This window comes from Burkholderia sp. E168m15 (genome assembly GCF_016586105.1).
GTDB lineage: Bacteria > Pseudomonadota > Gammaproteobacteria > Burkholderiales > Burkholderiaceae > Burkholderia > Burkholderia orbicola.
The window spans coordinates 1-24,546 of record NZ_BCPO01000125.1 but is presented as its reverse complement, the minus strand read 5'-3'; the positions used below and the strand labels follow the sequence as shown (position 1 = coordinate 24,546).

Annotated in this window: 20 protein-coding genes; 6 read left to right on the top strand and 14 right to left on the bottom strand. The window is 70.3% G+C overall.

Annotation, left to right across the window (positions count from 1 at the left end; translation table 11 throughout):
* Window positions 1–82: 82 nt before the first annotated feature.
* From JMF86_RS19925 to JMF86_RS19915, 3 genes are all read right to left on the bottom strand, one after another.
* Window positions 83–1,294, bottom strand: coding sequence for a multidrug effflux MFS transporter (locus JMF86_RS19925; protein ID WP_011547597.1), 1,212 nt, complete (start codon window positions 1,292–1,294; stop codon window positions 83–85).
* A 239-nt stretch (window positions 1,295–1,533) separates the two neighbouring features.
* Complete coding sequence (locus JMF86_RS19920; RefSeq protein ID WP_171984319.1) at window positions 1,534–3,129, bottom strand: trypsin-like peptidase domain-containing protein; 1,596 nt, start codon at window positions 3,127–3,129, stop codon at window positions 1,534–1,536.
* 300 nt (window positions 3,130–3,429) lie between these two features.
* Complete coding sequence (locus tag JMF86_RS19915) at window positions 3,430–4,908, bottom strand: PLP-dependent aminotransferase family protein (RefSeq protein WP_011694762.1); 1,479 nt, start codon at window positions 4,906–4,908, stop codon at window positions 3,430–3,432.
* A gap of 195 nt (window positions 4,909–5,103) precedes the next feature.
* On the opposite strand from JMF86_RS19915, the gene JMF86_RS19910 reads away from it, so the two are divergent.
* Window positions 5,104–6,306, top strand: coding sequence for a GNAT family N-acetyltransferase (locus JMF86_RS19910; protein WP_041489387.1), 1,203 nt, complete (start codon window positions 5,104–5,106; stop codon window positions 6,304–6,306).
* 24 nt (window positions 6,307–6,330) lie between these two features.
* Here JMF86_RS19910 and JMF86_RS19905 read toward each other — a convergent pair whose 3' ends face one another.
* Window positions 6,331–6,813, bottom strand: coding sequence for a DUF3331 domain-containing protein (locus JMF86_RS19905; protein ID WP_011547593.1), 483 nt, complete (start codon window positions 6,811–6,813; stop codon window positions 6,331–6,333).
* Between the two features lie 41 nt (window positions 6,814–6,854).
* A complete protein-coding gene (locus JMF86_RS19900; RefSeq protein ID WP_041489386.1) occupies window positions 6,855–8,063 on the bottom strand; it encodes a CynX/NimT family MFS transporter in 1,209 nt (402 codons plus the stop codon).
* Window positions 8,064–8,274: 211 nt separating this feature from the next.
* On the opposite strand from JMF86_RS19900, the gene JMF86_RS19895 reads away from it, so the two are divergent.
* The 4 genes from JMF86_RS19895 to JMF86_RS19880 all read left to right on the top strand — a co-directional run bounded on the left by JMF86_RS19895 (window position 8,275) and on the right by JMF86_RS19880 (window position 12,361).
* A complete protein-coding gene (locus JMF86_RS19895) occupies window positions 8,275–9,015 on the top strand; it encodes a GNAT family N-acetyltransferase (protein ID WP_011547591.1) in 741 nt (246 codons plus the stop codon).
* Window positions 9,016–9,361: 346 nt separating this feature from the next.
* Window positions 9,362–10,426 carry a 2,3-butanediol dehydrogenase gene (locus tag JMF86_RS19890; protein WP_011547590.1) on the top strand — a complete coding sequence of 355 codons (1,065 nt, stop codon included), beginning with the start codon at window positions 9,362–9,364 and terminating at the stop codon, window positions 10,424–10,426.
* Window positions 10,427–10,752: 326 nt separating this feature from the next.
* Window positions 10,753–11,409, top strand: coding sequence for a VC0807 family protein (locus JMF86_RS19885; protein ID WP_011547589.1), 657 nt, complete (start codon window positions 10,753–10,755; stop codon window positions 11,407–11,409).
* A gap of 85 nt (window positions 11,410–11,494) precedes the next feature.
* The gene (locus tag JMF86_RS19880) at window positions 11,495–12,361 is read left to right on the top strand and encodes a type II CAAX prenyl endopeptidase Rce1 family protein (RefSeq protein ID WP_041489478.1); all 867 of its coding nucleotides are present in this window, start codon (window positions 11,495–11,497) and stop codon (window positions 12,359–12,361) included.
* Window positions 12,362–12,397: 36 nt separating this feature from the next.
* Here JMF86_RS19880 and JMF86_RS19875 read toward each other — a convergent pair whose 3' ends face one another.
* The 5 genes from JMF86_RS19875 to JMF86_RS19855 all read right to left on the bottom strand — a co-directional run bounded on the left by JMF86_RS19875 (window position 12,398) and on the right by JMF86_RS19855 (window position 18,116).
* Window positions 12,398–13,378, bottom strand: coding sequence for an aldo/keto reductase (locus tag JMF86_RS19875; RefSeq protein WP_011547587.1), 981 nt, complete (start codon window positions 13,376–13,378; stop codon window positions 12,398–12,400).
* 156 nt (window positions 13,379–13,534) lie between these two features.
* Window positions 13,535–14,206 (bottom strand): MarC family protein, encoded by a 672-nt coding sequence (locus tag JMF86_RS19870; RefSeq protein WP_027806145.1) that lies wholly within the window; start codon window positions 14,204–14,206, stop codon window positions 13,535–13,537.
* Between the two features lie 135 nt (window positions 14,207–14,341).
* Window positions 14,342–15,142 (bottom strand): enoyl-CoA hydratase-related protein, encoded by an 801-nt coding sequence (locus JMF86_RS19865; RefSeq protein ID WP_011547586.1) that lies wholly within the window; start codon window positions 15,140–15,142, stop codon window positions 14,342–14,344.
* Between the two features lie 37 nt (window positions 15,143–15,179).
* Window positions 15,180–16,502, bottom strand: a complete 1,323-nt coding sequence (gene paaK, locus JMF86_RS19860; RefSeq protein WP_011547585.1) for a phenylacetate--CoA ligase PaaK — start codon at window positions 16,500–16,502, stop codon at window positions 15,180–15,182.
* Between the two features lie 57 nt (window positions 16,503–16,559).
* Window positions 16,560–18,116 carry a 3-hydroxyacyl-CoA dehydrogenase gene (locus JMF86_RS19855; protein WP_011547584.1) on the bottom strand — a complete coding sequence of 519 codons (1,557 nt, stop codon included), beginning with the start codon at window positions 18,114–18,116 and terminating at the stop codon, window positions 16,560–16,562.
* A 543-nt stretch (window positions 18,117–18,659) separates the two neighbouring features.
* Between JMF86_RS19855 and JMF86_RS19850 the strand changes: the two genes are divergently transcribed.
* Window positions 18,660–19,748 carry a calcium:proton antiporter gene (locus tag JMF86_RS19850; RefSeq protein ID WP_011547583.1) on the top strand — a complete coding sequence of 363 codons (1,089 nt, stop codon included), beginning with the start codon at window positions 18,660–18,662 and terminating at the stop codon, window positions 19,746–19,748.
* Window positions 19,749–19,838: 90 nt separating this feature from the next.
* Here the strand turns inward: JMF86_RS19850 and JMF86_RS19845 are convergent, their stop codons facing one another.
* The 4 genes from JMF86_RS19845 to JMF86_RS19830 all read right to left on the bottom strand — a co-directional run.
* Window positions 19,839–20,720: an amidohydrolase gene (locus JMF86_RS19845; RefSeq protein WP_011547582.1), complete on the bottom strand. Its 882-nt coding sequence runs from the start codon at window positions 20,718–20,720 to the stop codon at window positions 19,839–19,841.
* A complete protein-coding gene (locus JMF86_RS19840) occupies window positions 20,717–21,739 on the bottom strand; it encodes a D-isomer specific 2-hydroxyacid dehydrogenase family protein (protein ID WP_011547581.1) in 1,023 nt (340 codons plus the stop codon). The genes JMF86_RS19845 and JMF86_RS19840 overlap by 4 nt, the downstream gene beginning before the upstream one ends.
* Window positions 21,736–22,821 (bottom strand): LacI family DNA-binding transcriptional regulator, encoded by a 1,086-nt coding sequence (locus JMF86_RS19835; protein ID WP_041489641.1) that lies wholly within the window; start codon window positions 22,819–22,821, stop codon window positions 21,736–21,738. Before JMF86_RS19835 ends, JMF86_RS19840 begins: the two co-directional genes overlap by 4 nt.
* Before the next feature lie 8 nt (window positions 22,822–22,829).
* The coding region (locus JMF86_RS19830; protein ID WP_201317115.1) for a TRAP transporter large permease subunit at window positions 22,830–24,546 on the bottom strand (1,717 nt) is incomplete at its 5' end.

Here is a 24,546-nt window from a genome sequence, read left to right as displayed (position 1 = left end):
CGCGCGAATCGTGCGTCGTGTCCCGGCATGCGGCGGATTGTCCGTCATTCCGCCGCGCGCCGGTACCGGGGCGCACCCGCGCTCACCGTCCGGCGTCCCGGCCGTCGAACGCCCGCACGCACCCGGCGGCCGCCAGTGCGATCGCCGCCGACAGCAGCATCATCGCGAGCGGCAGGTAGCCTGCGTTGCGCGGGGTCAGCAGCGCGCCCGTCAGCGACGACAGCGCGGCGCCGCCGCCGATCGTCATCGCGCCGGCCAGCCCCGATGCGCTGCCAGCCAGTTCCGGGCGTACGGACACCGCGCCCGCATGGGCGCCGGGATTGCTCAGCCCGTTGCCGATGCCGACCAGCACGCACGGCCCGAACCACGCGAGCGCATGGGTCACGCCGCCGAACAGCAGCGCAAGCCCGATCAATGGCCCCGCACACGCGACGAGCCGCCCGCACAGGATCGTCGTGGCCAGCGCATGGCGGCGCGCGACCCGCGCGGCCAGAAAGCTGCCGCAGACGAAACCGGCCGTGATCGTCCCCATGTAGAAGCCGATCTCCGCGGGCGGGATGCCGAACAGCGTTGTCGCGGCGAGCGGCGCACCGGCCAGGAACGCATAGAACGCGCCCGTCGAGAACGCCATGCACAGCGCATAGGCCCAGAAACGGCGCGCACGCAGCAGCGCCGGATACGCGCGAAGCTGCTGCCCGAAGCTCGACGGCCGGCGCGTATGGGTTTCGGCGAGATCGCGCACGCACCAGGCAAACAGCGCGGTGCCGACTACGGCCAGCAGCCAGAAGCTCGCGCGCCAGCCGACCGTCTGGTCGAGCGCACCGCCGAGTGTCGGGCCGAGCATCGGCGCGAACGCGGCCGCCATCGCCGCGTAGCCGATCCGGCTCGCCGCGCGCGCGCCGCCGTCGGTATCGCGGATCGCCGCCATCGACACCGGATAGACCGACGTGATCGCCGCCTGCATCAGCCGGCAGCCGAGAAACACGTGGATATCGGTCGCCATCGCACAACCGAGCGAACCGAGCGCGAACAGCGCGACGCTCGTCAGCACGATCGGCCGCCGCCCGAACCGGTCGGACAGCGGCCCCGTCACGCATTCGAGCGACGCGGCCACCGCCGCATAGCCGCCGAGCGACAGCGCGACGAGCGCATAGTCGGTATGCAGGTCGCGCACGATCGCCGGCAGCGACGGCAGGAACAGGCTCAACGGCAGCACCGACAACGCGCACAGCACGATCAGCGTGGCGTGCCGGGGCGACGCCGGGTCGGAAGTAGTCGACAGGTTCGATCGCAAGCGGATGCCCTCCCGCGCACGGGCCTCTCGGCCGTGCGCAACAAAAAAAAGCCCCCGAACGAGTCGGGGGCGCATGGGTGCCGGCGCGGTGCCGCTACCGGACCCTGCGCCTGTGGACGACTACGATGAAGCAAGTGGTTTTCATGTCGAATGGCTCTGCCGAATGGCTCCTGAATACGTGGCGGACCGCTCGCGGTACCCGACGATGTTAGGCGGACGACAGCCGCCGCGTCAACGCGCTACCGCGTGCGCACCGACACGAACTTCCGCGCGTTGTTGCGCTGGATCAGCACGGCGATCACGTTGCCGCCGCTCGCTTCGAGCATCGGCACGTCGTCCGGCGTCTCGAGCAGCGTGTCGTTGAGTTCCAGCACGACGTCGCCCGGCTGGATGCCGGCGCGCGCGGCGGGGCCATGTACCGCGTCCACCATCATCCCGACCGCGAGCCCCGTCGAGCGGCGCTCGTTGTCGCTCAGCGCGTGCATCGTCAGGCCGAGGCGATCGCCGCGGTCACCGCCACCTGTGTCGCCGGGCTCTCCGGCGGCCGGCCCCGGCCGTCCAGCGGCCTTCGGCGCGGCCATGCCGACCGTCGCGGGCGCGCCGCCGCCCGCGTCGTCGGCGCCGGTGATCGTCAGCGTTACCGGCGCACGGTTGCGGATCACGCGCAGCGGCGCCTTGCTGCCGGGCGGCAGCGCGGCGGCAAGGTCGTTCAGTTCGGCCGAACGGCCGATCGCCTTGCCGCCCATCTTCACGATCACGTCGCCGGGCTTCAGGCCGGCCGCGGCGGCCGGCGAGCCGGGCGCGACGCCGTTGACGAGCGCGCCTGCCGGACGCGGCAGCCCGAACGCCGCGGCCAGACCGACGCCTACGTCCTGCACGTCGACGCCGAACGCATTGCCCGACGGCGCGTCCGGCGCGGGCGCCTGAGCCTGCTGCGCCTGCATCTGCGCCTGCTGTTGCGCGCGCAACTGGGCACGCACCTTGGCCGCGAATGCGATCGGGATGGCGAACGTCGTGCTCGCGTAGCGGTCGGCGCCCGGATAGACCTGCACCGCGATGCCGATCACGTCGCCCGCGCGATTGAACACGGGGCCGCCGGAGTTGTCCGGGTTCGGTGCGATGTCGGTCTCGAAGAACGGGAATGCGCTGCCGTCCGGCAACCGGCGCGACGTCGCGCTGACGATGCCGGCCGTGACCGTGTTGCCCGATCCGTCCGGCGCGCCGATCGTCATCACCGGTTCGCCCGCGCGGACTTTCGACGAATCGCCGATGCGCACGAACGGCAGCTTCGTCGCGTCGACGCGCAGCACGGCGACATCGCTTTGCGGATCGACGGCCAGCACCGTCGCCTTGAATTCGCGGCGGTCGGTGAGCCGCACCGTCACGTCGGTCGCCTCGTCGACCACATGGGCGGACGTGAGGATCAGGCCATCGGCGCTGACGATGAAGCCCGAACCGCTGCCGGACACCGCACGCGGCGCCGCCGTATCGGGCGCCGGCGCCTGCGGCCCCTGCGCGGGCACCGGCGCGCCGTGCCGGAAGAACGCGGCGAGCGGATCGTCGGGATCGAGCGCGGCAAAGGCCGGCCCGCCGGTTTGCGGATCGGGCGTGGCGGCCAGGATGGTCACGACCGCCGGGCCGTAGCGTTCGACGATCGCCGGGAAGTCGACCGGCATCGCGTAAGGCGCGGCGGGTGGCCGCGCCTTCATCGCCGGCGGTGCAGCGTGCGGCGCGAGGGTGCCGGCGACGGCGGCGGGCAGCGGCAAACATCCGGCAAACACGCCCCCGATCAACGCGGTGCGAAGCACGGCGCGAGCAAGCGTCTGGCAAACCACGGTGCCACCTCCCCCGGCAGCCGCGACGCCACCCTGCGCGAGACGCGCAGGCGCCCGACAAGCACCGGTACACCCCACCATTTATAGCCCACGCGCAGGTTGGAACATACGAATCGAAACCCGTATGCCGGGACGCGTCGTGACGGCGGAACCGCGAGGGCATTCGTTTCGAACAAAGTGCGCGGTTCGTCAATCCGAATATCCACCACGCATCGGTGCGCGCGTCACCGGCATCGTTGCGATCTGCGATCGCGGCCGATCATTGGCCTGTCGCGCATTACCGACCGCGAAACCATCCCGTCACGCATCCCCCGCGCCCACCCGCTCCGCGATCGCCGACACCATCCGCAACATCGGCTCGAACGCATCGGCCGACGTATTGCCGAAACCAAGCACGAGCCCGTTGCCGGCCCGCGCCGCATCGATCGCGAAACCCGACAGCGGAAACGGCCCGATGCCATGCGCGCGCGCCGCTTCGACGATCGCGCGATCGCGATACCGCGCCGGCAACCGCAGCGCGAGATGCAGCCCGCACGGGCCGCCCTCGACCTGGTGCGGCACGCTCAGGCTGCGCTCGAGCGCGGCGAGCAGCAACCGCCGCCGGTCGCGATACAGCCGGCGCATCCGCCCGAGATGCCGGCCGTACTCGCCCGTCTCGATGAAGTCGGCGAGCGCGAGCTGCACGTGGCGCGTCCCGCCGCGCAGCATCTCCGGTAGCGCCGGCCGCACGGCAGCCAGCAACGCGTCGGGCAGCACGAGAAAACCGATCCGCAGCGCCGGAAACATCGTCTTGCTGAACGAGCCGAGATAGACGACCGGCGAATCGGGCGCCAGCCCGTGCATCGCGCCGATCGGCTCGCCGGTGTGACGGAATTCGCTGTCGTAGTCGTCCTCGATGATCCACGCGCGATGGCGGCGCGCCGCGTCGATCAGCGCGAGCCGACGCGAGATCGACAGCACGGCGCCGGTCGGGAACTGGTTCGACGGCGTCGTGTAGACGAGGCGCGGCGTCCGCTCGCGCCAGTCGTCCGGTTCCGCGCGCAGCCCTTCGACGTCGACCGGCATCGGCACGACGTCGAGGTCGGCCGCCTGCATCGCGGTGCGCGCGCCGCGATAGCCGGGCTCCTCGACCCACACCGTATCGCCCGGATTCGTCAGCAGTTGCGCGCACAGTGCGATCGCCCCTTGTGCGCCTTCGGTGATCACGATCTGCTCGGGATCGCAGCGCACGCCGCGCGTGACGGCCAGGTGGCGCGCGATCGATTCGCGCAACGCGCGCTCGCCGAGCGGATCGCCGTACGCCAGCAGCTCGCGGCCGGCGCGACGCAACGCGCGGTCGATCGCATGCCGCCACGCATCCACCGGGAAATGCGACAGCGCCGGCACGCCCGGACGAAAGCCCTCCGATTCGCCGGTGCCGACGAGGCTCGGGCGAATCCGGCCGAGCCGCTGCGCGACGGCCGGCGGCGCGGCACGCCGGCGCGGCGGCGTGGGCCGCGACAGCCCGACGACCCGCGTGCCGCGACGATCCGATTGCAGGAAGCCTTCGGCGACGAGCTGCTCGTACACGGCGGCCGTCGTATTGCGCGACACGCCGAGCGTTTCGGCCAGCGCGCGCGTGCCGGGCAGCCGCGTGCCGGCCGGCATCGCGCCGCCGAGAATCGCGTCGCGCACACGGCGCAGCAACTGGCGCTGGAGCGACGGTGCGCCGGGCGTGCGCGCCAGCGGCGCATCGAGCGGCAGCAACGGTGCGTCGCCGGCAGGAAAGGCAGTCGTCATCGGAACATCGCAGCGTGAAAAGATCGGAACGTGACGCCCGGGCGAGCGTCGCACGGTGACCGGCGCGCGGCTGGCGGCCCGAGATCGTGGCACCATAAATTTACCGCTCGCTGGCGCTTCTCATGGTACCTCGGCGGGACTACGATCGTCTGCATGCCGGCATGTCGCCGGCCGCCAACCGAAGCGAGATCGACCTTGCCCACGCTCACCAACGCTTTCCAGCAGCCCATCGGCCACCCCGTTCCCGACTGGTCCGCGCGTCCGCGCCCGGAGCGCATCGTGCTCGAAGGCCGCTACTGCCGGCTCGAGCCGCTCGACGCCGAACGCCACGCCGCCGATCTGTATGCCGCCTACGCACAGGCGCCCGACGGCAGCGACTGGACCTATCTCGCACACGGCCCGTACGCCGACGAATCCGGCTACCGCGACTACGCGCGCGGCGCGCAGGCGAGCACCGATCCGCTGCACTACACGGTGATCGACCGCGCCACGGGCCGCGCGGTCGGCACGCTCGCGCTGATGCGCATCGATCCGGCCAACGGCGTGATCGAGGTCGGCTCGGTCACGTTCTCGCCGCTGCTCAAGCGCACGCCGGTGTCGACCGAAGCGCAGTTCCTGCTGATGAAGTACGCGTTCGACACGCTCGGCTACCGGCGCTACGAATGGAAGTGCGACGACCTGAACGCGCCGTCGCGCAAGGCGGCTGCCCGCCTCGGCTTCCGCTACGAAGGCACGTTCCGGCAGGCGATCATCTACCGCGGCCGCAATCGCGACACCGCGTGGTTCTCGATCGTCGACGGCGAATGGCCGGATGTGCGTGCCGCGTTCGAAGCATGGCTCGCACCGGAGAACTTCGACGCGCAAGGCAACCAACGCCAGTCGCTCGCCGCGATCCGCCACGCGCAGGCCAGCGCGCGCGATGCCGCCGGCCGCGCGAACGACGCCACGCGCGTCACGGTGCGCCCGCTGGTCGCCGCCGACGAAGCCGCGTGGCGTCCGCTGTGGCAGGGTTACCAGAAGTTCTATGACACCGCGCTGAGCGACGCGGTGTTCGCGACGACCTGGGCGCGCCTGATGGACCCGGCCGAGCCGATGTTCGTGCTCGGCGCGTTCGACGCGTCGGGCGCACTGGTCGGGATCGTCCATGCGATCTACCACCGTTCGTGCTGGACCGAAGGGCCGTACTGCTACTTGCAGGATCTGTACACGGCGCCCGACGCGCGCGGGCAAGGCGCGGGCGGCGCACTGATCGAGGCCGTGTACGAACGGGCGCGCGAAGCCGGCGCGAGCCGCGTGTACTGGCTCACGCACGAGACCAACACGACCGCGCGGGCGCTGTACGACAAGCTCGCGAACAATGCCGGTTTCATCCAGTACCGGCACGATCTGAAGAAGTAACGTCGCGCCGCCGCCAGCCGACGTTCAGCCACGAACATCGGCCGGATGGCGTGCGTCGCCGTCCTCCGGCGTGGCGTCGCACGCCGCACCGTCCATCCCCGGCAGCGCTGCCGGGCGGATCATCTCGTCGCCATTGGCCGGCACGGGCCGCCGCACCGGCCGGAACACCGGCTCGCCCGGCTCGATCGGCTGCCCGGAAAGCGCGCAGCGGCCGGGCTGCAACGCGACGCGCAGCCGCCAGCGCTGCTCGCCGTAATGACACCGGCCGCTCTCGACCCAGCGCACCAGCAGTGCGTCGTCGCCCGCCTCCAGCACCGTGACGAACAGTTGCGGACGCAACGGCGATGCCGCGGCCGTCGCGTGCTCCGGAATCGGCGCACGGCCGATCGTCACGAGCGGATGCGCGACCACGCCGCCGCGCGACGGCATCGCGTCGTCTTCGTCGAACGCGGACGCGTCGCACGACAGGTCTTCTTCGCAGATCGGGCTTTCCATGGTGTTGAGCATGCTTGACGAATTTCCGTGCAGGTTGAACGACGCCGGCGCGTTCAGCGCCGGCCCATCGGTTCGCGCAGCAGGGACAGGCCGATCGCCGCGCCGACGGCGGCGGCCGCGAGCATCAGCCCGATGCCGCCCGACCAGCCGAATGCACCGACGATCACGCCGATCGTCAGCGGCCCGATCACCTGGCCGAGATAGTTGCCCTGCACGACCCAGCCGATGCTGAGCGGCGCCAGCGACGGCGACGGGGCGGAGCCCGGCGCGCACGCGAGAATGGTCGCGGGCAGCATCCCGGCCATCGCCGAAAACGCGAACCCGAGCGCGACCGCGAGCGGCGCGGGTGTCGCGGCGCTGAAGAGGCCCGCGCCCGCCGCGCCGATCGCGACCGACGTCGCCGCCATCACGATCCCCGGTCGCGCCCCGCGCGACAGCAGCCAGCCGGCCGTCAGGTTGCCGATCACGCACGCGGCGACGATCGCCGCGCTGATCAGCCCCGCCGCGCCGACCGCGACGCTGAGGCGCTGCATCAGGAACACCGGCAGGAACGTCATCACCGCGAAGAACTGCACGTTGTAGGTCGCGAAGCCCAGTGCGAGGAGCGTGGTCGAGCGCGACGCGAGCACGGCGCGCAGCGCGGGGCCGATGCGCGTCGTCGCCTGCCGCGACGGCGCGTCGGCCGACGTCGTGACCGGCACCGCGGCCGCCGCGACGAGCGTCAGCGCCGCGGCCGCGAGCCAGCCGTTGCGCCAGCCGCCGAGCAGCGGCCCGACCAGCATCGACAGCGCCATGCCGGCCGGCATGAAGGTGCTCCACAGGCCGAACGCGAAATTGCGCCGTTCGGGCGGCGTCACGCGGTTCAGCACGGCCGGCGCAGCGACCACCACGATCACGAACCCGAGGCCTTCCGCGAAGCGCGTGGCCAGCAACAGCGCGAAGCTGCCGGCCCAGGCGCCGGCCACGCTCGACAGGCCGAGGATGACGAGGCCCGTCACCAGCAGCCGCCGGTCGCCCCAGCGCCGCACCAGCAGGCCGGCGGCGATCCCGCCGAACACGCCGACGAACGGAAACACCGACATGATCCCGCTCAGCGACGCGAACGAGCCGCCGAACTCGTGCTGGAGCGACGGCAAGCCGATCGTCGCCTTGCCGACGTGCAGCGCCGACACTATGCTCGCCAGCACGACGTTCGCGACGGCGGCCCGGTAGCTGCGCGCCGGCAGCGTGGCGGCATCGGCCGCGACAGGCGATTCGGTCATCTTCACCTCCGTTGAAGCGGCGGCGTGCAACGGGATGTCTCACGCGGCCGCAATCGGACTGGCGCACATGATACAAATTGAAGTTAACTTCAAGTAAAGGGGCAGCGCGCGCAACGATCCGTTTCGGCGACGGTGACAATGGCCGTCGCGACACGCGACGGCATCCTGGTCTAAGCTGTCCGCTTCGTCCGACAACGCCGCGCCCCTCCTTATGTCGACCGCCTCCCCTGCACCGGCCACGCTGTTCCCGCTCGACGAAGCCTGGACGGATTTCCCCCGCCGCAAGGCGGCCGTGCGCACCTTCATCGCCGGATACTGCGCCGCGCGCGACCGGCGCGACGCGCCGCTGCACGACGGCCCGGACGGCCATGTCGTACAGTTCGACGGCGCGATGGGCCGGCCTTTCGAGCATTTCACGATCGAGGGGGCGCCCGTGTCCGCCGCCGGCCCGTTTGCGGTTGGCGCTTGGATCACGCGCTACGGCGCGGCGCCGCTGCCGCCCGCGCTGCACGGCCGGACGCGCCGGCTGACCGACGAGCATTTCATGGCCGCGGATATCGACGGGCTGTCCGGTGACGACGCGCTCGCGCTCTCGCTGGCCTGCGACACGCCTGACGCGATCGACGCGTTCAACGCCAGCGGCGCCTTCCCGCCGTTCCAGCGGAATCCGGCCGCGTTCCTGTTCGCGCACCGGCTCGACGGGCAGATCGCGGCCACCGCGCGCTACGGCTTCGCGTCGCCGCGCGATATCGTCGTCGACCGCGTCGGAACGGCGGATGCCTACCGGCGTCGCGGCCTTGCGACGCAACTGCTCGCCGCGATCGTCGCGCACGCGCGGCACCGCGGCGCGCGCCGCGTATGGCTCATCTCGACCGAAGCCGGCCAGCCGCTGTACCGTGCCGCCGGATTCACATCGCTCGCCGCGGTTGCCGTGGACGAAGTGCTCGCCTGAACGCGGATCGAGCAACGCCCCCCGTTGCGGTTCGTCTCGCGATTCGTCTCATTGCGCTGAGACGAACGTCCCGGCGTCTCACTCGCCTCGCTGTTTCGCTGTCGCAGCAAATTCGGCGCCCCATTCGTTCCGAACCCCCTCCGGTCGGCAGAAAGTGACATGGTGCAACGCACGCCACGCGCACCGTCGACCGCCACGCACCACCGCACTTCGCGCTGGCCCCGTTCCTGCATACCGTCGATCGCGCAATCGCGCGACGGGCGCACCGGCAGCATTGCCGCGCGCCCGACGACAACCTGACGGAGACAGCAACGTGAGTACACCGGCACCGAACATCGCATCCAGCATGAAGGCCGCCGTCTGGCATGGCCGCCACGACATCCGCGTCGAAGAGGTTCCCGTTCCGGAGCGCCCGCCCGCCGGCTGGGTCACGATCCGCGTGCACTGGTGCGGCATCTGCGGCTCCGACCTGCACGAATACGTCGCCGGGCCGGTGTTCATCCCGGTCGACGCGCCGCATCCGCTGACCGGCCTGAAGGGCCAGTGCATCCTCGGCCACGAGTTCAGCGGCGAGATCGCCGAGCTCGGCGCGGGCGTGTCGGGTTACGCGGTCGGCGACCGCGTGACGGCCGACGCGTGCCAGCATTGCGGCACCTGCTGGTATTGCCGGCACGGGCTGTACAACATCTGCGAGAACCTCGCGTTCACCGGGCTGATGAACAACGGTGCGTTTGCCGAATACGTGAACGTGCCGGCCGAACTGCTGTACAAGCTGCCGGACAATTTCCCGACCGAGGCCGGCGCGCTGATCGAACCGCTCGCGGTCGGGCTGCACGCGGTGAAGAAGGCCGGCAACATCGTCGGGCAGACCGTCGTCGTGGTCGGCGCGGGCACGATCGGCCTGTGCACGATCATGTGCGCGAAGGCGGCGGGCGCCGGGCGCGTGATCGCGTTGGAGATGTCGGCCGCGCGCAAGCAGAAGGCGCTGGAGGTGGGCGCGAGCGTCGTCATCGATCCGAAGACGTCCGACGCGATCGCCGAAGTCAGGGCGCTGACCGGGGGCTACGGCGCCGACGTGTCGTTCGAATGCATCGGGCACACGGCCACCGCGAAGCTCGCGATCGACGTGATCCGCAAGGCCGGCAAGGCGGTGATGGTCGGCATCTTCGAGGAACCGGCGCCGTTCAACTTCTTCGACATCGTGTCGACCGAGAAGGAAGTGATCGGCTCGCTCGCGTACAACGGCGAATTCGCGGACGTGATCCGCTTCATCGCCGACGGCCGCATCGACGTGCAGCCGCTCATCACCGGGCGCATCGCGCTCGGCGACATCGTCGCGCACGGCTTCGAGGAGCTGGTCAACCACAAGGACCGCAACGTGAAGATCATCGTCCAGCCGGCCGTCGCCTGACCGCCCGCGCGCGGCCGCGGCTTCGATTCACGCCGCGCCGCGCAGGCTCGCGCACCGCAAACGCAACCGCAAACGCATTCCGATCGGCGCCTTGCCGCGACGCGACGACGCGATCGTGCAGCGCGCCCCGGCCCAGCAGCGGTCGCGTGCGCCGATCCCTCTGGCGGACCATGCACTCGCATACCGGCTACAGCCGATGCCGTCGCGGCAGGCGACACCGCAACCCCGCACGATTCTTCGATATACTGAATCGAACCCTTTTCGGGACAACCGGGGGCAACCACGCGTTGCGTACGTTCGCCCCGACCTGCGTGGAATGGCGCATCGTGAAACCGCGAGCCGGACTGATTCTCGAACTCTTCGTCAACCTCGTGCTGCCCTGGGTGGCCTATCGGGTCGCGCATCCGTATTTCGGCGAAACCGGCGCGCTGTACGCGTCGGCGGTTCCGCCGATCATCTGGTCGATCGTCGAATTCATCCGCTCGCGCCGCGTCGACGCGGTAGCGGCCATCGTGCTGCTCGGCATCACGCTGTCGATCGTCGGCATGGCGTTCGGCGGCAGTCCGCGCACGCTGCTGATGCGCGAATCGATCGGCTCGGGCACGATCGGCATCGTGTTCCTGCTGTCGCTGTTCCGCGAACGCCCGCTGATCTACTATCTGGCCCGCGCGACCGTGGCCCGCGAGATGGACGGCGGCGCCGCGCACTTCGAAGCCGTCTGGGACGCGCAACCGGGCCTGCGGCAGATGCTGCGGCTGATGACGTTCGTGTGGGGCGCCATCATGACGGTCGAGATGCTGCTGCGCTGGTGGATGGTCGTCAACTGGCCGGTCGAACGCGTGCTGGTCGTGTCGCCGGTCATGGGCTACACGGTATTTGCCTGCCTGCTGCTGTGGACGTTCTGGTACCGGCGGCGGATGCGCGTGCGCAACAGCGTCGACATTCCGGGCCGCGGCGGCGTCACCGAAACCGCCGGCCGCTGACGCGCGGCGCGCCGGCTGTCCGGCGGCGGGTCACGGCGCCTGCTGTATGATGCGCGGCGTCTCGTCCGCCCATCCGTTTTCCGTCATGTCCCTTTCGCTCCTTCCGTGTGCCACGATCTGGCTCGCCCTGTTCGCGGCCGCCGCCTGCGCGTGGCATCGCCCGCTGCACGGCCTGAGCATCGGCCTCGCCGCGCTCGGCTACGGGGGCGCGCTGGCGTTCGGCCAGCTTGCGCCGATCACGCTGGCGCCGCTCGCACTGCTGATCGCGGCCGGCTGGGGCGTGCTGCCCGAGCGCCCGCTCGCGGTGCGCATCATCGCGCACCTCGTCTTTGCCGCGCTCGCGATCGCGCTGAGCCTGCATCTGATTCCCGGCTTCCACAATCCGCGCGTGATCGGGCCGATCCGCTTCACGCCGGACGCCGTGCCGTTCACGATGTACCTGAATTTCGACAAGCCGCTCGTCGGCCTGTGGCTGTTGTGGGCACTGCCGTGGGTTGCGCCGGACGTCGCGCTGTCGCGCGCGCTGCGCACCGGTGCGGTGGCGGCCGTCGCAACGGCTATTGCGTGCCTGGCCGGCGCGCTCGCGTTCGGGATGGTCGGCTGGGCCCCCAAATGGCCGCCGTCGGGCTGGTTGTGGCTCGCGAACAACCTGTTGCTGGTGACGCTCGCCGAGGAAGCGCTGTTCCGCGGCTACGTGCAAGGCGGGCTGACCCGCGCGTTCCGCGCCTGCTCATGGGGCCCGTGGTTCGCGCTCGCGGCCGGCGCGCTGCTGTTCGGCGCCGCGCACGCAGCGGGCGGCTGGCCATGGATTGTGCTCGGCACGGTGGCCGGCGTCGGCTACGGCCTCGCGTGGCGGCGCGGCGGCCTGCTCGCTGCCGCGCTCGCGCATGCGGGGCTGAACGTCGTCCACTTCGGCCTGTTCACCTATCCGATGCTCGCCGCCGCGCGCTGATCGCGGCGACGGCGCCTGTGTCGCCCGCGCTGCCGCTCAGTTGAACCCGGCCACCGCGTGCGGCACGTACGGGCGTTCGAGCGTGGCGATTTCGTCGTCGGTCAGCTTCAGCGCGAGCGCGCCGAGCGCGTCGTCCAGTTGCTGCGGCTTCGAAATGCCGACGATCGGTGCGGTCACGCCGCGCTTTTGCGCGACCCACGCCAGCGCGACCTGCGCCCGCGGCACGTTGCGCGCGGCGGCGATCGCCGCGACGGCCTCGACGACCGCCTTGTCGGCATCGGCCGTCGCGTCGTACAGCCGCTGGCCGACGTCGTCCTTCTGCTGCCGTTCCGACGTTTCGTCCCAGTTGCGCGTCAGGCGCCCGCGTGCAAGCGGGCTCCACGGGATCACCGCGATGCCTTCGTCCTCGCACAGCGGCAGCATTTCGCGCTCCTCTTCGCGATACAGCAGGTTCAGGTGGTTCTGCATGCTGACGAAGCGGGTCCAGCCGTTCTGCTTCGACGTGTGCAGCGCCTTCGCGAACTGCCACGCGAACATCGACGATGCGCCGATATAGCGCGCCTTGCCGGCCTTCACGACGTCGTGCAGCGCCTCGAGCGTCTCCTCGATCGGCGTGCCGTAGTCCCAGCGGTGAATCTGGTAGAGATCGACGTAGTCGGTGCCGAGCCGCTTCAGGCTCTGGTCGACGTCGGTCATGATCGCCTTGCGCGACAGGCCCGCGCCGTTCGGCCCCGGCCGCATCCGGTAGAACACCTTGGTCGCGATCACGACGTCGTCGCGTTTCGCGAAATCGCGCAGCGCGCGGCCGACGATCTCCTCCGACGTACCGTCCGAATACATGTTCGCCGTATCGAAGAAGTTGATGCCGGCCTCGACCGCCCGCTGGATGATCGGGCGGCTTTCCGCTTCCGGCAGCGTCCACGGATGCGTGCCGCGCGACGGCTCGCCGAACGTCATGCAGCCCAGCACCAGCTTCGACACGTCCAGCCCGGTCGACCCGAATTTCACGTATTCCATTGCTCGCCTCGCCACTCAAGTTGGGGTTGCGGCCGGATGCACGCGGCATCCGCCAGACGTCGCATGGTATCCCGCACGCCGCGAACGCGTATGAGCGCGCGCCGCGTGCAGGCTGCGTGAAAGGTTGAACCTCGAAGGATGAACCGGGCGCCCCGGTTACTTGGCCTGGTCGGCGAGCGGCTGCAGGAACGCGGAGAAGCCGGTCAGCATGATCTGCACGCCGATGCACAGCAGCAGGAACGCCGACACGCGCTTCGCGACCTTGGTCCCCTCGCTGCCGAGGTAGCGTGCGAGCAGCGCGGAGCGGCTGTAGACCTGCCAGATCACGAGCGCGACGAGCACGGACACGGCGATCGACACGATGCTCGACAGCATGAATTCCGACAGCTTGTGCGTGCGGTTCGCGTTCAGCGCGATCGCGGTCGCGATCGAGCCGGGGCCGACCGTCAGCGGCACGGTCAACGGGAAGAACGCGCGCGTCATGATCGCGTTCGCGTCGATCGGCTTGACCGGCGTATCGCCGCCGCCCGGCCCGTCGGGCTCGTTCAGCATCTGCCAGCCGGCCACGGCGACCGCGAAGCCGCCGCCGATCCGCAGCGCTTCCATCGAGATCCCGAAGAAATGCAGCACCGGCGTGCCGGCGAAGAACGCGACCATCAGCACGACGAACGCATTGAACGCGACCTTCCTCGCGAGCAGATCCCGCTCGTGCGCGGTGAGCGTCTCGGTCCGTTCGAGAAACAGGAACGCGATGCCGATCGGATTGATGATGCCGATCAGGCCGGTAAAGCCGAACAGGATCTCGGAGACAAGGCGGTTGACGATCATCGTGCGAAGCATCGGTCGGAACGGGGCCGGCAGCGCCGGGGGTCACGCATTGTAGTGCAAGCGCTCGCGCCCGAGACGCAAAATGCCGCCGGCCCGGCTTCGCCGTCGATCGTCGTGGAGGTTCGTCGTGCAGCCTTATCCGGCGCCCGCCTCCCACGCCGGCGGCCGCTTCGCGAAGAAGGCCGCGAAGCCCTCCTTCGCTTCCGGCGTCGCCCGCACGCGGGAGATCGTCTGCGCGGTGAACGCCGCGCGTTCGTCCGACGGCGGGTACTCGCCGATCGCGTCGAAAAAGCGCTTGATCTCCATCAGCGCGTGCGGGCCGTTGCGGCCCAACTCCGCGAGCGTGCGCTCGAGCGTGTCGTCGAGCGCATCGAGCGGCACGGCCTGATGGATCAGGCCGATCGCGACGGCTTCGGCGGCCGCGAGCTGCGTCGCGGTCAGCGCGAGCCGGCGCGCCTGGCGCTGGCCGACCGCCTCGACCAGATACGGGCCGATCACGGCCGGCAGGATGCCGAAGCGCGCCTCGCTGACCGAAAAGCGCGCGTGGTCGCTCGCAATCACGATGTCGCACGCCGCGCACAGGCCCACACCGCCGCCGAACGCGTGACCCTGCACGCGCGCGACCGTCGGTTTCGGGCACTGCCGGATCGCGCGCATCATCGCGGCGAACCGCTCGGCGTCGCGCAGGTTCGCGGCCGCATCGTTCGCGCTCGCGCGCTGCATCCACTGCAGGTCGGCGCCCGCGCAAAAGGCGCGGCCATCCGAACGCAGCACGATCGCGCGCACGTCGTCGCGTCGGCCGAGCGCCGTGAAGGCGTCGGTGAGTTCCGCGATCATCGTCTCGTCGAACGCGTTCAGCACGTCGCCGCGCTGCAGCGCGACGGTCGCGATGCCGCGTGCATCGACCGTGACGGCCAGGGTCTTCAATCCATCCATCGAACCATTTCCTCGGGTAGAACGGCACATATCGAAATCACGCCGCCTGGCGGCGATCGATCACGCGGCGCGCCTTGCCGGTCGCGGTCGCCGGGATACCGCCGGCTGCCAGCACCGTCACGCCGGACGACACGCCGACCATCGTCTTGATCCGGTGTTGCAGCTCGCGCGCGAGTGCCGCGCGATCGCCGTCGCTCACCGACGCCGCCGCCTCGGAACGCAACTCGACCGCGAGGTCGAGCCGGTCCATGTGACCGTCGCGCGACAGCGTGATCTGGAACTGGCCCGACAACTGCGGCAGCGCGACGACGATCTCCTCGATCTGGCTCGGGAACACGTTCACGCCGCGCACGATCAGCATGTCGTCGGAGCGGCCCGTGATCTTCGCGAGCCGGCGCATCGCGCGCGCGGTCGGCGGCAGCAGCGCGGTGAGGTCGCGCGTGCGGTAGCGGATCACCGGCATCGCCTCCTTCGTCAACGACGTGAACACGAGCTCGCCCTGGCTGCCGTCGGGCAGCACTTCACCGGTGACGGGGTCGATGATCTCCGGGTAGAAATGGTCTTCCCAGATCACCGGGCCGTCCTTCGTCTCGACGCATTCGCACGCGACGCCCGGGCCCATCACTTCCGACAGCCCGTAGATGTCGAGCGCGTCGATGCCCACGCGCGTCTCCACTTCGTCGCGCAGCGCCTGCGTCCACGGCTCGGCGCCGAAGATGCCGATCTTCAGCGACGATTCGGCCGGGTCCATTCCCTGCCGCACCATCTCGTCGATCAGGTTCAGCATGTACGACGGCGTGACGAGGATGATCTTCGGCTCGAAATCGCGAATCAGCTGCACCTGCTTCTCGGTCTGCCCGCCCGACATCGGCACGACCATGCAGCCGAGCCGCTCCGCGCCGTAGTGAATCCCGAGACCGCCGGTGAAGAGACCATAGCCGAACGCGTTGTGCAGCGTATCGCCCGGGCGGCCGCCGGCCGCGCGGATCGAGCGCGCGGTCACGTTCGCCCACGTGTCGATGTCGCGCGCGGTGTAGCCGACCACGGTCGGCTTGCCGGTCGTGCCGCTCGATGCATGCACGCGCACGACCTGTTCGCGCGGCACCGCGAAGAGGCCGAACGGATAGTTGTCGCGCAGGTCGGTCTTGGTCGAGAACGGGAATTTCGCGAGATCGGCGAGCGACTTCAGGTCGTCCGGATGCACGCCCGCCGCATCGAACGTGCGCCGATAGTGCGGGACGTTGTCGTATGCGTGGCGCAGCGACCATTTGAGGCGTTCGAGCTGCAGCGCCTGCAGTTCGTCGCGGCTGGCGGTCTCGATCGGCTCGAGGGCGGCGGCGGGATGCGTCGGGTGAGTCATCGGGGTGCTCCTCCAGTGGAGTGGTCGTTGTCGTGTTCGAAGTGACGGCGCGGGCGGCTACGACCGGAACGTGCGGCCGGCCGCGTGCAGCGCGGCGACGCGCGGCGACACGCGATAGCGGTCCTCGCCGTAGCTCGCCGCCAGGTTCGACAGCACGCGATGCACGCGGCCGATCCCGATCGCATCGGCCCACGCGAGCGGGCCGCACGGATAGTTCACGCCCTTCTCCATCGCGAGATCGAGATCGGCCGGCGAGCACACGCCCTGGTTGACCGTGTCGGCCGCCTCGTTCGCGAGCATCGCGACGGTGCGCATCGCGACCATTCCCGGCACGTCCGCGATGCCGACCACGCGAAAGCCCGCCTGCTGGAACAGGCCGACCGCGTCCGCATACGCGGCGTCGTTGCACTGGAGCGCACGCGTCAGCGCGACGAGCCCGGCCTGCGCGTAATCGCGCGCCAGGTCGACGAGCACGAGGTCGGCCACGCCCGTTTGGGCGGCGCGCGCGGTCGCGGTGCGGCCATCGGTCAGCGCGATCGACGCGCGGCCGGCCACGGCGAGCAGTTCGTCCGCATGCGCGCCGTTGCGCCGCGCGCCTTCGATCCGTTCGGCCAGGCGCGTGTGCAGCGCGGCGGCCGGGCCTTCCTGCGCAAACAGCACGACGTCGGCCGGCGCGGCGCGCGGCGGCTCGAGATCGGGCGCGGGCGGCGTCGCGCCGTCCGCATACGAATAGAAGCCGCGCCCGGACTTGCGCCCGAGGAAGCCCGCGTTCACGAGTTCCTGCTGGATCAGCGACGGCGTGTAGCGCGGGTCGTTGAAGTACGCGCGGAACACCGACTCGGTCACCGCGAAATTCACGTCGTGGCCGATCAGGTCCATCAGCTCGAACGGCCCCATCCGGAAGCCGCCAGCTTCGCGCATCACCGCGTCGATCGTGGCCGGCGTGCCGCCCTGCTCGTTCAGTACGCGTAGCGCCTCCGCGTAATACGGCCGTGCGACGCGGTTCACGATGAAGCCCGGCGTCGATTTCGCCATCACCGGTTGCTTGCCCCACGCGGCGGCGGTCGCATGCAGCATCCCGGCGACCTCGGGCGCGGTCGCGAGCCCGCTGACCACCTCGACGAGCGCCATCAGCGGCGCCGGATTGAAGAAATGCAGGCCGGCGACGCGCTGCGGCACGCGCAGCCCGGCCGCGATCGACGTGATCGAGATCGACGACGTGTTGGTCGCCAGCACGCACGCGTCGTCGACATGACGTTCGAGGGTCGCGAAGATCTCGCGCTTCACGTCGAGCCGTTCGGCCGCCGCTTCGACGATCAGCGCGGCGCCCGCGAAATCGGCCAGCGCGCGCACCGCGCGGAGCCGGTTGCCGGCTGCGTCGGCCTGCGCCGGTTCGAGCCGGCCCTTCTCCGCCAGCCGCGCGAACTGCGCGCGGATGCCGGCCAGCGCCTTGTCGCAGGCTGCTTCGTTCAGGTCGTACAGCAGCACCGCATGGCCGGCCGCCGCCGCGACCTGCGCAATGCCCGCGCCCATCGCGCCGGCGCCGATCACGCCGACGACGGCCGACGGCGCGAGCGCGCCCGAGTTCACCGAATGTGCAGAGGAAACAGCCATCGCTTGCGATCCGTCATGAAGGGGAAGTGCGAGCGATTATAAACCGACCGGTCGGTAGATTTATGTCAGGGCGAGCCCGAATGTGTCGGGCAAGAGAGCGTTACGGAAACTGCAAAGACAAAAAAATCGAAAGACCGGGGCACTTTTTGTAAACAGAAAGGTCAACGTAAGCGTTCGAATATGAGATAGTGACCCCCGATCGCCTGATAAAATTCGACAAATTGCCGGATTCCAGGGGGAAACGCGTGTCGCGCCGTCACCGCTGTCCATCGCTCCCTTTCGGGGTCGAGTCAAGCTTCCGGCCCGCGCGTTGCCACGTGTGCTCGTCCCGCCGTCCGCGGGCAGCCGCATCGAACCGTTTCATTCCGCGACGGGCTTCGACCCGCCCGCGCCCCTCGCCGCCTCGCGGCAGCGAACCCAGGGCAGCACCGTTGCGTGCCGCCCCCCTCGGTTTCATCGTCCTCGTTCGGCGGATAGTACGGCCGGGCTTCGTCAACCCGTGACGGCGCGTCGCGCGCCGCCACTCGCATCAGGAAACCCTCCATGCCGCTCTCGTCCAACCAGCTCCCGCGCTGGACCCTCTGGGCCCCGCTTGCCGCCTGGCTGGTACTCGCGCTGTCGCGCGTCGTGCCGGCCGAAGGCCTCGTCATCGCGGTGTTCGCCGCCGCGCTCGCCGGCGCCGTGTTCGCCGCCGTCCACCATGCGGAAGTCGTCGCGCACCGTGTCGGCGAACCGTTCGGCACGCTCGTGCTCGCGGTCGCCGTGACCGTCATCGAAGTCGCGCTGATCGTATCGGTGATGCTCGGCGCGGGCCCGGAAAAATCGGGCCTCGCCCGCGACACCGTCTACGCCGCCGTGATGATCATCTGCAACGGCATCGTCGGCATCTGCCTGCTGGTCGGCGCATGGAAGCACGGCGAACAGGACTTCCAGGGGCGCGGCGCGAGCAAGGCGCTCGCGGTGCTCGCGTCGCTGTCGGTGCTGTCGCTCGTGATGCCGAACTACCTGAGCGCCGCCCCGGGCCCGTTCTTCTCGAAATCGCAGCTCGCGTTCGCCGGCGTCGCATCGCTCGTGCTGTATGGCGCGTTCGTGTTCGTGCAGACCGTGCGCCACCGCGACTACTTCCTCGCCGCGCACGACACCGCCGACGAAGCGGTGCACGCGGCGGCGCCGAGCAACCGCACCGCGATCACCAGCATGGTGCTGCTGTTCGCGAGCCTGGTCGCGGTCGTGCTGCTCGCGAAGCTGCTGTCGCCGGCCGTCGAGCATGCGGTGCTGAAGCTCGGCGCGCCCGAAGCCGCGGTCGGTATCGTGATCGCCGCGCTCGTGCTGCTGCCGGAAGGGCTCGCGGCCGTCACCGCCGCGCGCGCGAACCGCCTGCAGACCAGCATGAACCTCGCGCTCGGTTCGGCGCTCGCGAGCATCGGGCTCACGATCCCGACCGTCGCGGCCGTGTTCATCTGGGTCGGCCAGCCGCTCACGCTCGGGATCGGCGCAATGGAGACGGTGCTGCTCGCGCTCACGCTGCTGGTCAGCACGCTCACGCTGAGCCAGGGGCGCACGACGGTGCTGCACGGCGTCGTGCACGTCGCGCTGTTCGCCGCCTATCTGTTCCTGTCGTTCACCCACTGACGTCCCGCTGCGCGCGGCCCGCCGGATGCTCTCCGCCGGGCCGCGCGCACGTCTTCAAGTCTCCTCCCTCTGCCTCGCTTCACGCCGCCGTTACCGGACGGGGGCGATGGCGCATGACGTGGCGGTTTCGGGCTGCGTGTCCGCGTGAAATCCATAAAGCACAGCCGCGTTGTCGACCAGGATCGCGCCGGCAATCGCGTCGTCGGCCGCGCAATCGTGCAGCCAGCCGAGCAGACGCGCATCGTCGGGCGGCGGCGACGCGTTCGGATGCGGCCAGTTGCTGCCCCACACGCAGCGCGCCGAATGGCCGCGCGCGAGCACGGCGGCAAGCCGCCCGACATCGTCGTAGCCCGGTGCGCCGGATCGCGACGTCTCGTACGGCGCGGACAGCTTCACCCATGCGTGGCCGCGATCGAGCAGGCGTCGCAGTGCGAGGAAGGACGGCGCATCCGGCGCGACGGGCGTCAGGAACTTGCCCGTGTGATCGATGACGATACGCGCAGGCAGCCGCGACAGCGTCGCCTCGATCTCGCCCAGCGTGCGGCCGTCGAACTGCAGGTCGATATGCCAGCCGAGCGGCGCGATCCGCGCGGCCATCCGCTCCAGATCGCGCCATTGCGCAGTGCCGCCCGCCAGCATCATGAAGCGCACGCCGCGCATGCCGGCGGCATGCAGACGTTCCAGCTCGGCCTCCGGCACGTCGACCGGTACCGTCGCGACGCCGCGCGCCTGCGGGCCCAGTGCGGCCAAGGCGTCGAGCGTGCACCGGTTGTCGAAGCCATAGCCGGTCGGCTGCACGACGACCACACGCGTGAGGCCGAGCGCCTGCTGCATGCGCCGATAGGCAGCCACCGGCGCATGGGGCGGTCGAAACGTCGCCGTCGGCGCGAGCGGATACGCATCGTCGTAGATGTGGATATGGCAATCGCACGCGTTGGCGAACCGCGTGCCGCCCGCCTCGTCGCGCGTCATCGCCCGCCCGGTGCGACGGACGCATGCGATGCGCGCCAGCGCGCGAGCCGCGTCGCCTGCGCGGCGTTGACCGCGCCGGTCGGCACGCGTCCGTCGAGCAACGCAGCAAGCTGGTCGACCGTCTCCAGCGCCTGATGCTCGATCGCCGGCAGCGTCAGGCCGCCGATGTGCGGGGTCGCGATGACGCGCGGATGCGCGGCCAGCGCGGGCGTCGGCATCTGGTCCGCCGCGCGGCCGACGTCGAGCGCGCAACCGGCCAGCCGCCCGCTGGCGAGCGCGTCGGCCAGCGCCTGTTCGTCGACGAGTTCGCCGCGCGACGCATTGATGAAGCACGCGCCCGGCTTCATCGCGGCGAATGCCGCCGCATCGATCAGATTCGCGGTGGCCGGCGTGGCCGGCGCAAGGCAGACGACGAAATCCGCGTCGCGCAGCAGCGTGGCGAAGTCGACCTGTTCGAGCGGAGGCGCGTCGACCCGTACGTATGGATCGCTGACGAGCACGCGCATGCCGAGCGCCGTCGCGACCGGGGCGAGATGGCGCGCGATCTGCCCATAGCCGATCAGGCCGAGCGTGCTGCCGCGCAATTCTCGCCCCATCCGGGGCACCGGCGGCGCGCCGCGGTGATACGCGTCCGCGTAGCCGCCGATCCCGCGCGCAAGCTCGATCATCGCGCCGACGACCCATTCGGCGACGGCCGGGCCGAAGCCGGGGCTCGCCTGCGTGATCAGCACGCCGAACGCGCTTGCCGCGGCGACGTCGACCGTCCGGATGTCGACCGCGCAACGCAGGAACGCGGCGAGGGCCGGCAGCCCCGCGAACAGCGCGCGAGGCGCCGGCGTCTGCCGGTACGCGATGATCGCGTCGCATCCCTGCGCGGCGGCAATCAGCTCGTCCGTGTCGAGTTCGCGATCGTGCGGGTTGCAGGTGACGTCCGCGATCGCGCGCAGCGCGCGCAACGCGCTGGCGCCGTAGTAGTGGTCGATCATCCCGGCCGGATGCGTGACGTAGACGCGCGTCATGCGTAATCCCCCCGCGTGCCGGCCGCCTGCGTCGGCGGCGACGCCACCGACGCGCGCTCCACGAGCGTCACGTCCGCGAACACGCATTGCCCGGATGCGGCCGGCGCGTCGCCCTCTTGCCGCATCACGCGCCGCACCATCTCGCCGGCCATTTCGGTGACGGGCAGTTGCACCGTGGTGAGCGCCGGCCACGAGATCGCCGACAGGAAATGACCGTCCATCCCGATGACGGAGACATCGTCCGGCACCCGCAAGCCGCCGTCGCGCAGCCCGGCCATCAGGCCGAGCGCGAACAGGTCGTTGACCGCGACGATGCCGGTCGGCCGCGCCGGATCGGCCGCGAGCTCGACGCCGAGCGCACGCCCGACATCGACGATCACCGAGTCGCCGTATTCGTTCGCGGGGCCGCCGTCGAGCACGCGCGCCTGGGTGGCGCCGCCCGCCTCGCTCGCCACGGCGAGAAAGCCGCGGATCTTGTCGCTGCGGCTCACGGTGACGCCGGCCACCGTCGCGAACGCGAGCCGCGTATGGCCCGCTTCGACGAGCCGGCGCGTCGCGAGCCGCGCGGCCGCCTCGTTGTCGGCCGTCACGTGATCGACCTTCGATTGCTCGCCGGGTGTCGCGCGACGGTCGTAGCTGACGACCGTCATCCCCCGCTCGGCCGCACGCTCGAGGTGGCTTTCGTCGGCGAGCGACGAGATCACGATCACGCGCCGCACGCCGTGCGCATAGAGATCGTCGAAGAACGACGCCTCCTTGCGCGCATCGCGGTACGTGTTGCCGATCAGCACGCGATGGCCATACCGTTCCTGCGCGCAGGCCTCGATCTCGCGTGCGATGTAGCCGTACATCGGGTTCGCCATCGACGGCACCAGCAGCCCGACGAGCGGCGTCTGCCCCGTCTTGAGCTGGCGCGCGAGCGTGCTCGGCCGGTACTGCAGCGCGTCCATCGCCGCCTTCACGCGTTCGAGCGTTTCCGGCTTCATCTGGTCGGTGCGTCCGTTGAGCACGTTCGAAACCGTGCTGACCGAAACGGCCGCATGACGGGCCACGTCCTGAATCGTACTCATGTCGTCTTGCATGGAACGGGCTACAGGCCGAAATGGGCCGGCAGCCACAACGAAAACGCCGGTGCGAAGATCAGCGCCACGAGGGCAGCGAACAGCACCAGCAGGTATTTCACCATCGGCCGAGCTACGCGCCCGACCTCGGTGCCCGTGATCGCGCACGTCGTGAACAGCCCGAGCCCGACCGGCGGCGCGAACAACCCGAACCCCATCGCCACCACCACAACCGTGCCGAAATGCAGCGGATTGATACCGAGCTGCAGTGCGATCGGCGCGAGCAGCGGCCCGAAGATGATCAGCGCGGGCGCGCCTTCGAGCACGGCGCCGAACACGATCATCAGCAGCGCCGCCAGCAGCAGGAACATCGTCGCGCCGTATTGATGGGCAAACGCCGTCATTGTGCCCGAGACGAGGGCCGGAATCTGCTCGATCGACAGCGCGAACGACACGCTCGACGCCGCCGCGACGATGAACAGGATACCGCTCGCCATCGATGCGGCGCGCACGAACACGCGGCCGACCGAGCGCCACGTCAGTTCGCGAAACGCGATCCAGCCCACGACGAGCGCGTAGACCACCGCGAACGCCGACACTTCGGTCGACGTCGCGATCCCCGACGTCACGCCCTTGCCGATCATCGCGACCATGACCAGCGCGACGAGCGCGCCGCCCGCCAGCGGCAGCCATGCGCGACGCTCGCCGAACACCTCGGCCACGTCGATCTTGCGCCCGGTGATCACCGTCACGACCGCGAGCGACGCGGCCAGCACGGCCGCCGGGACGATCCCCGCGACGAACAGCCCGGCGATCGAGATGTTCGCGACGAAGCCCATGATGATCATGTTCACGCACGGCGGAATCGTCTCGGCCATCACCGCGCTGCACGCGAGCAGCGCGGCGGTTTCGTTCGGGTCCTGCCGCGCGCGGCGCACCGCCGGCATCACGACGCCGCCCACCGCCGCGATATCGGCCAGTTTCGAGCCCGATACGCCGGAAAAGCACGCCGTCGCGAAGATCACGATCAGGCCGAGCCCGCCCCGCACGCGCCCGAAGATCCGCAGCAGCAGCTCGACGAGCCGCGCGGACATCCCGTTGGTCTCCATCAGCAGCCCCGCCAGCACGAAGAACGGCACCGCGAGCAGCACGAAGTGGTCGGCCCCGGCCATCACCTGTTGCGAGTAGACGAGCAGCGGCAGCGTCGGATCGGCGAGGAAATACAGCAGCGCCGAAAACGCCAGCACGAACCCGATCGGCACGCCGAGCACCAGCCCGCCGACGAAGCCCGCGACCAGCAGCGTGCCCGGCGCGACCGCCTGCGCGGGCCACAGCGCGTTCCAGCCGTACACGGCGCCCGCGAGCGCCGCACAGCACACGAACGTGCCGATCACCCGGCGGCGCGGCGCGTTCAGCGCATTGGCGAGCGCGAATACGGTCATAAACAGCGCGCCGAACATCATCGGATACCCGTTGATCCAGCCCGGCAGGCCGCCCGTCGTCAGCTGGTCGTACGAATCCGCGAGCAACTGGCACGACGACACCAGCAGGTTCAGCGCGACGGCCGCCACGATCCAGTGGCCGACCTGGATCAGCGCGCCCTGCCAGCGTGCCGGCAGCCGGCCGCGAAACACGTCGATGCCGACATGCTGGCTGCGCCCCAGCACCGTCGCCGCGCCGAAGAACACCAGCACGATCATCAGCGCGCTGGCCACTTCCTCGGCCCAGTCGACCGGGTCGTGCAGG

Coding starts and splice junctions, on each gene's coding strand:
- JMF86_RS19915 (WP_011694762.1), bottom strand. CDS start 4,908: ATGACGACTGCCTTTCCTGCCGGCGACGCACCGTTGCTGCCGCTCGAT.
- JMF86_RS19905 (WP_011547593.1), bottom strand. CDS start 6,813: ATGCTCAACACCATGGAAAGCCCGATCTGCGAAGAAGACCTGTCGTGC.
- JMF86_RS19900 (WP_041489386.1), bottom strand. CDS start 8,063: ATGACCGAATCGCCTGTCGCGGCCGATGCCGCCACGCTGCCGGCGCGC.
- JMF86_RS19895 (WP_011547591.1), top strand. CDS start 8,275: ATGTCGACCGCCTCCCCTGCACCGGCCACGCTGTTCCCGCTCGACGAA.
- JMF86_RS19890 (WP_011547590.1), top strand. CDS start 9,362: ATGAAGGCCGCCGTCTGGCATGGCCGCCACGACATCCGCGTCGAAGAG.
- JMF86_RS19880 (WP_041489478.1), top strand. CDS start 11,495: ATGTCCCTTTCGCTCCTTCCGTGTGCCACGATCTGGCTCGCCCTGTTC.
- JMF86_RS19875 (WP_011547587.1), bottom strand. CDS start 13,378: ATGGAATACGTGAAATTCGGGTCGACCGGGCTGGACGTGTCGAAGCTG.
- JMF86_RS19870 (WP_027806145.1), bottom strand. CDS start 14,206: ATGATCGTCAACCGCCTTGTCTCCGAGATCCTGTTCGGCTTTACCGGC.
- JMF86_RS19865 (WP_011547586.1), bottom strand. CDS start 15,142: ATGGATGGATTGAAGACCCTGGCCGTCACGGTCGATGCACGCGGCATC.
- paaK (WP_011547585.1), bottom strand. CDS start 16,502: ATGACTCACCCGACGCATCCCGCCGCCGCCCTCGAGCCGATCGAGACC.
- JMF86_RS19855 (WP_011547584.1), bottom strand. CDS start 18,116: ATGGCTGTTTCCTCTGCACATTCGGTGAACTCGGGCGCGCTCGCGCCG.
- JMF86_RS19850 (WP_011547583.1), top strand. CDS start 18,660: ATGCCGCTCTCGTCCAACCAGCTCCCGCGCTGGACCCTCTGGGCCCCG.
- JMF86_RS19845 (WP_011547582.1), bottom strand. CDS start 20,720: ATGACGCGCGACGAGGCGGGCGGCACGCGGTTCGCCAACGCGTGCGAT.
- JMF86_RS19840 (WP_011547581.1), bottom strand. CDS start 21,739: ATGACGCGCGTCTACGTCACGCATCCGGCCGGGATGATCGACCACTAC.
- JMF86_RS19835 (WP_041489641.1), bottom strand. CDS start 22,821: ATGCAAGACGACATGAGTACGATTCAGGACGTGGCCCGTCATGCGGCC.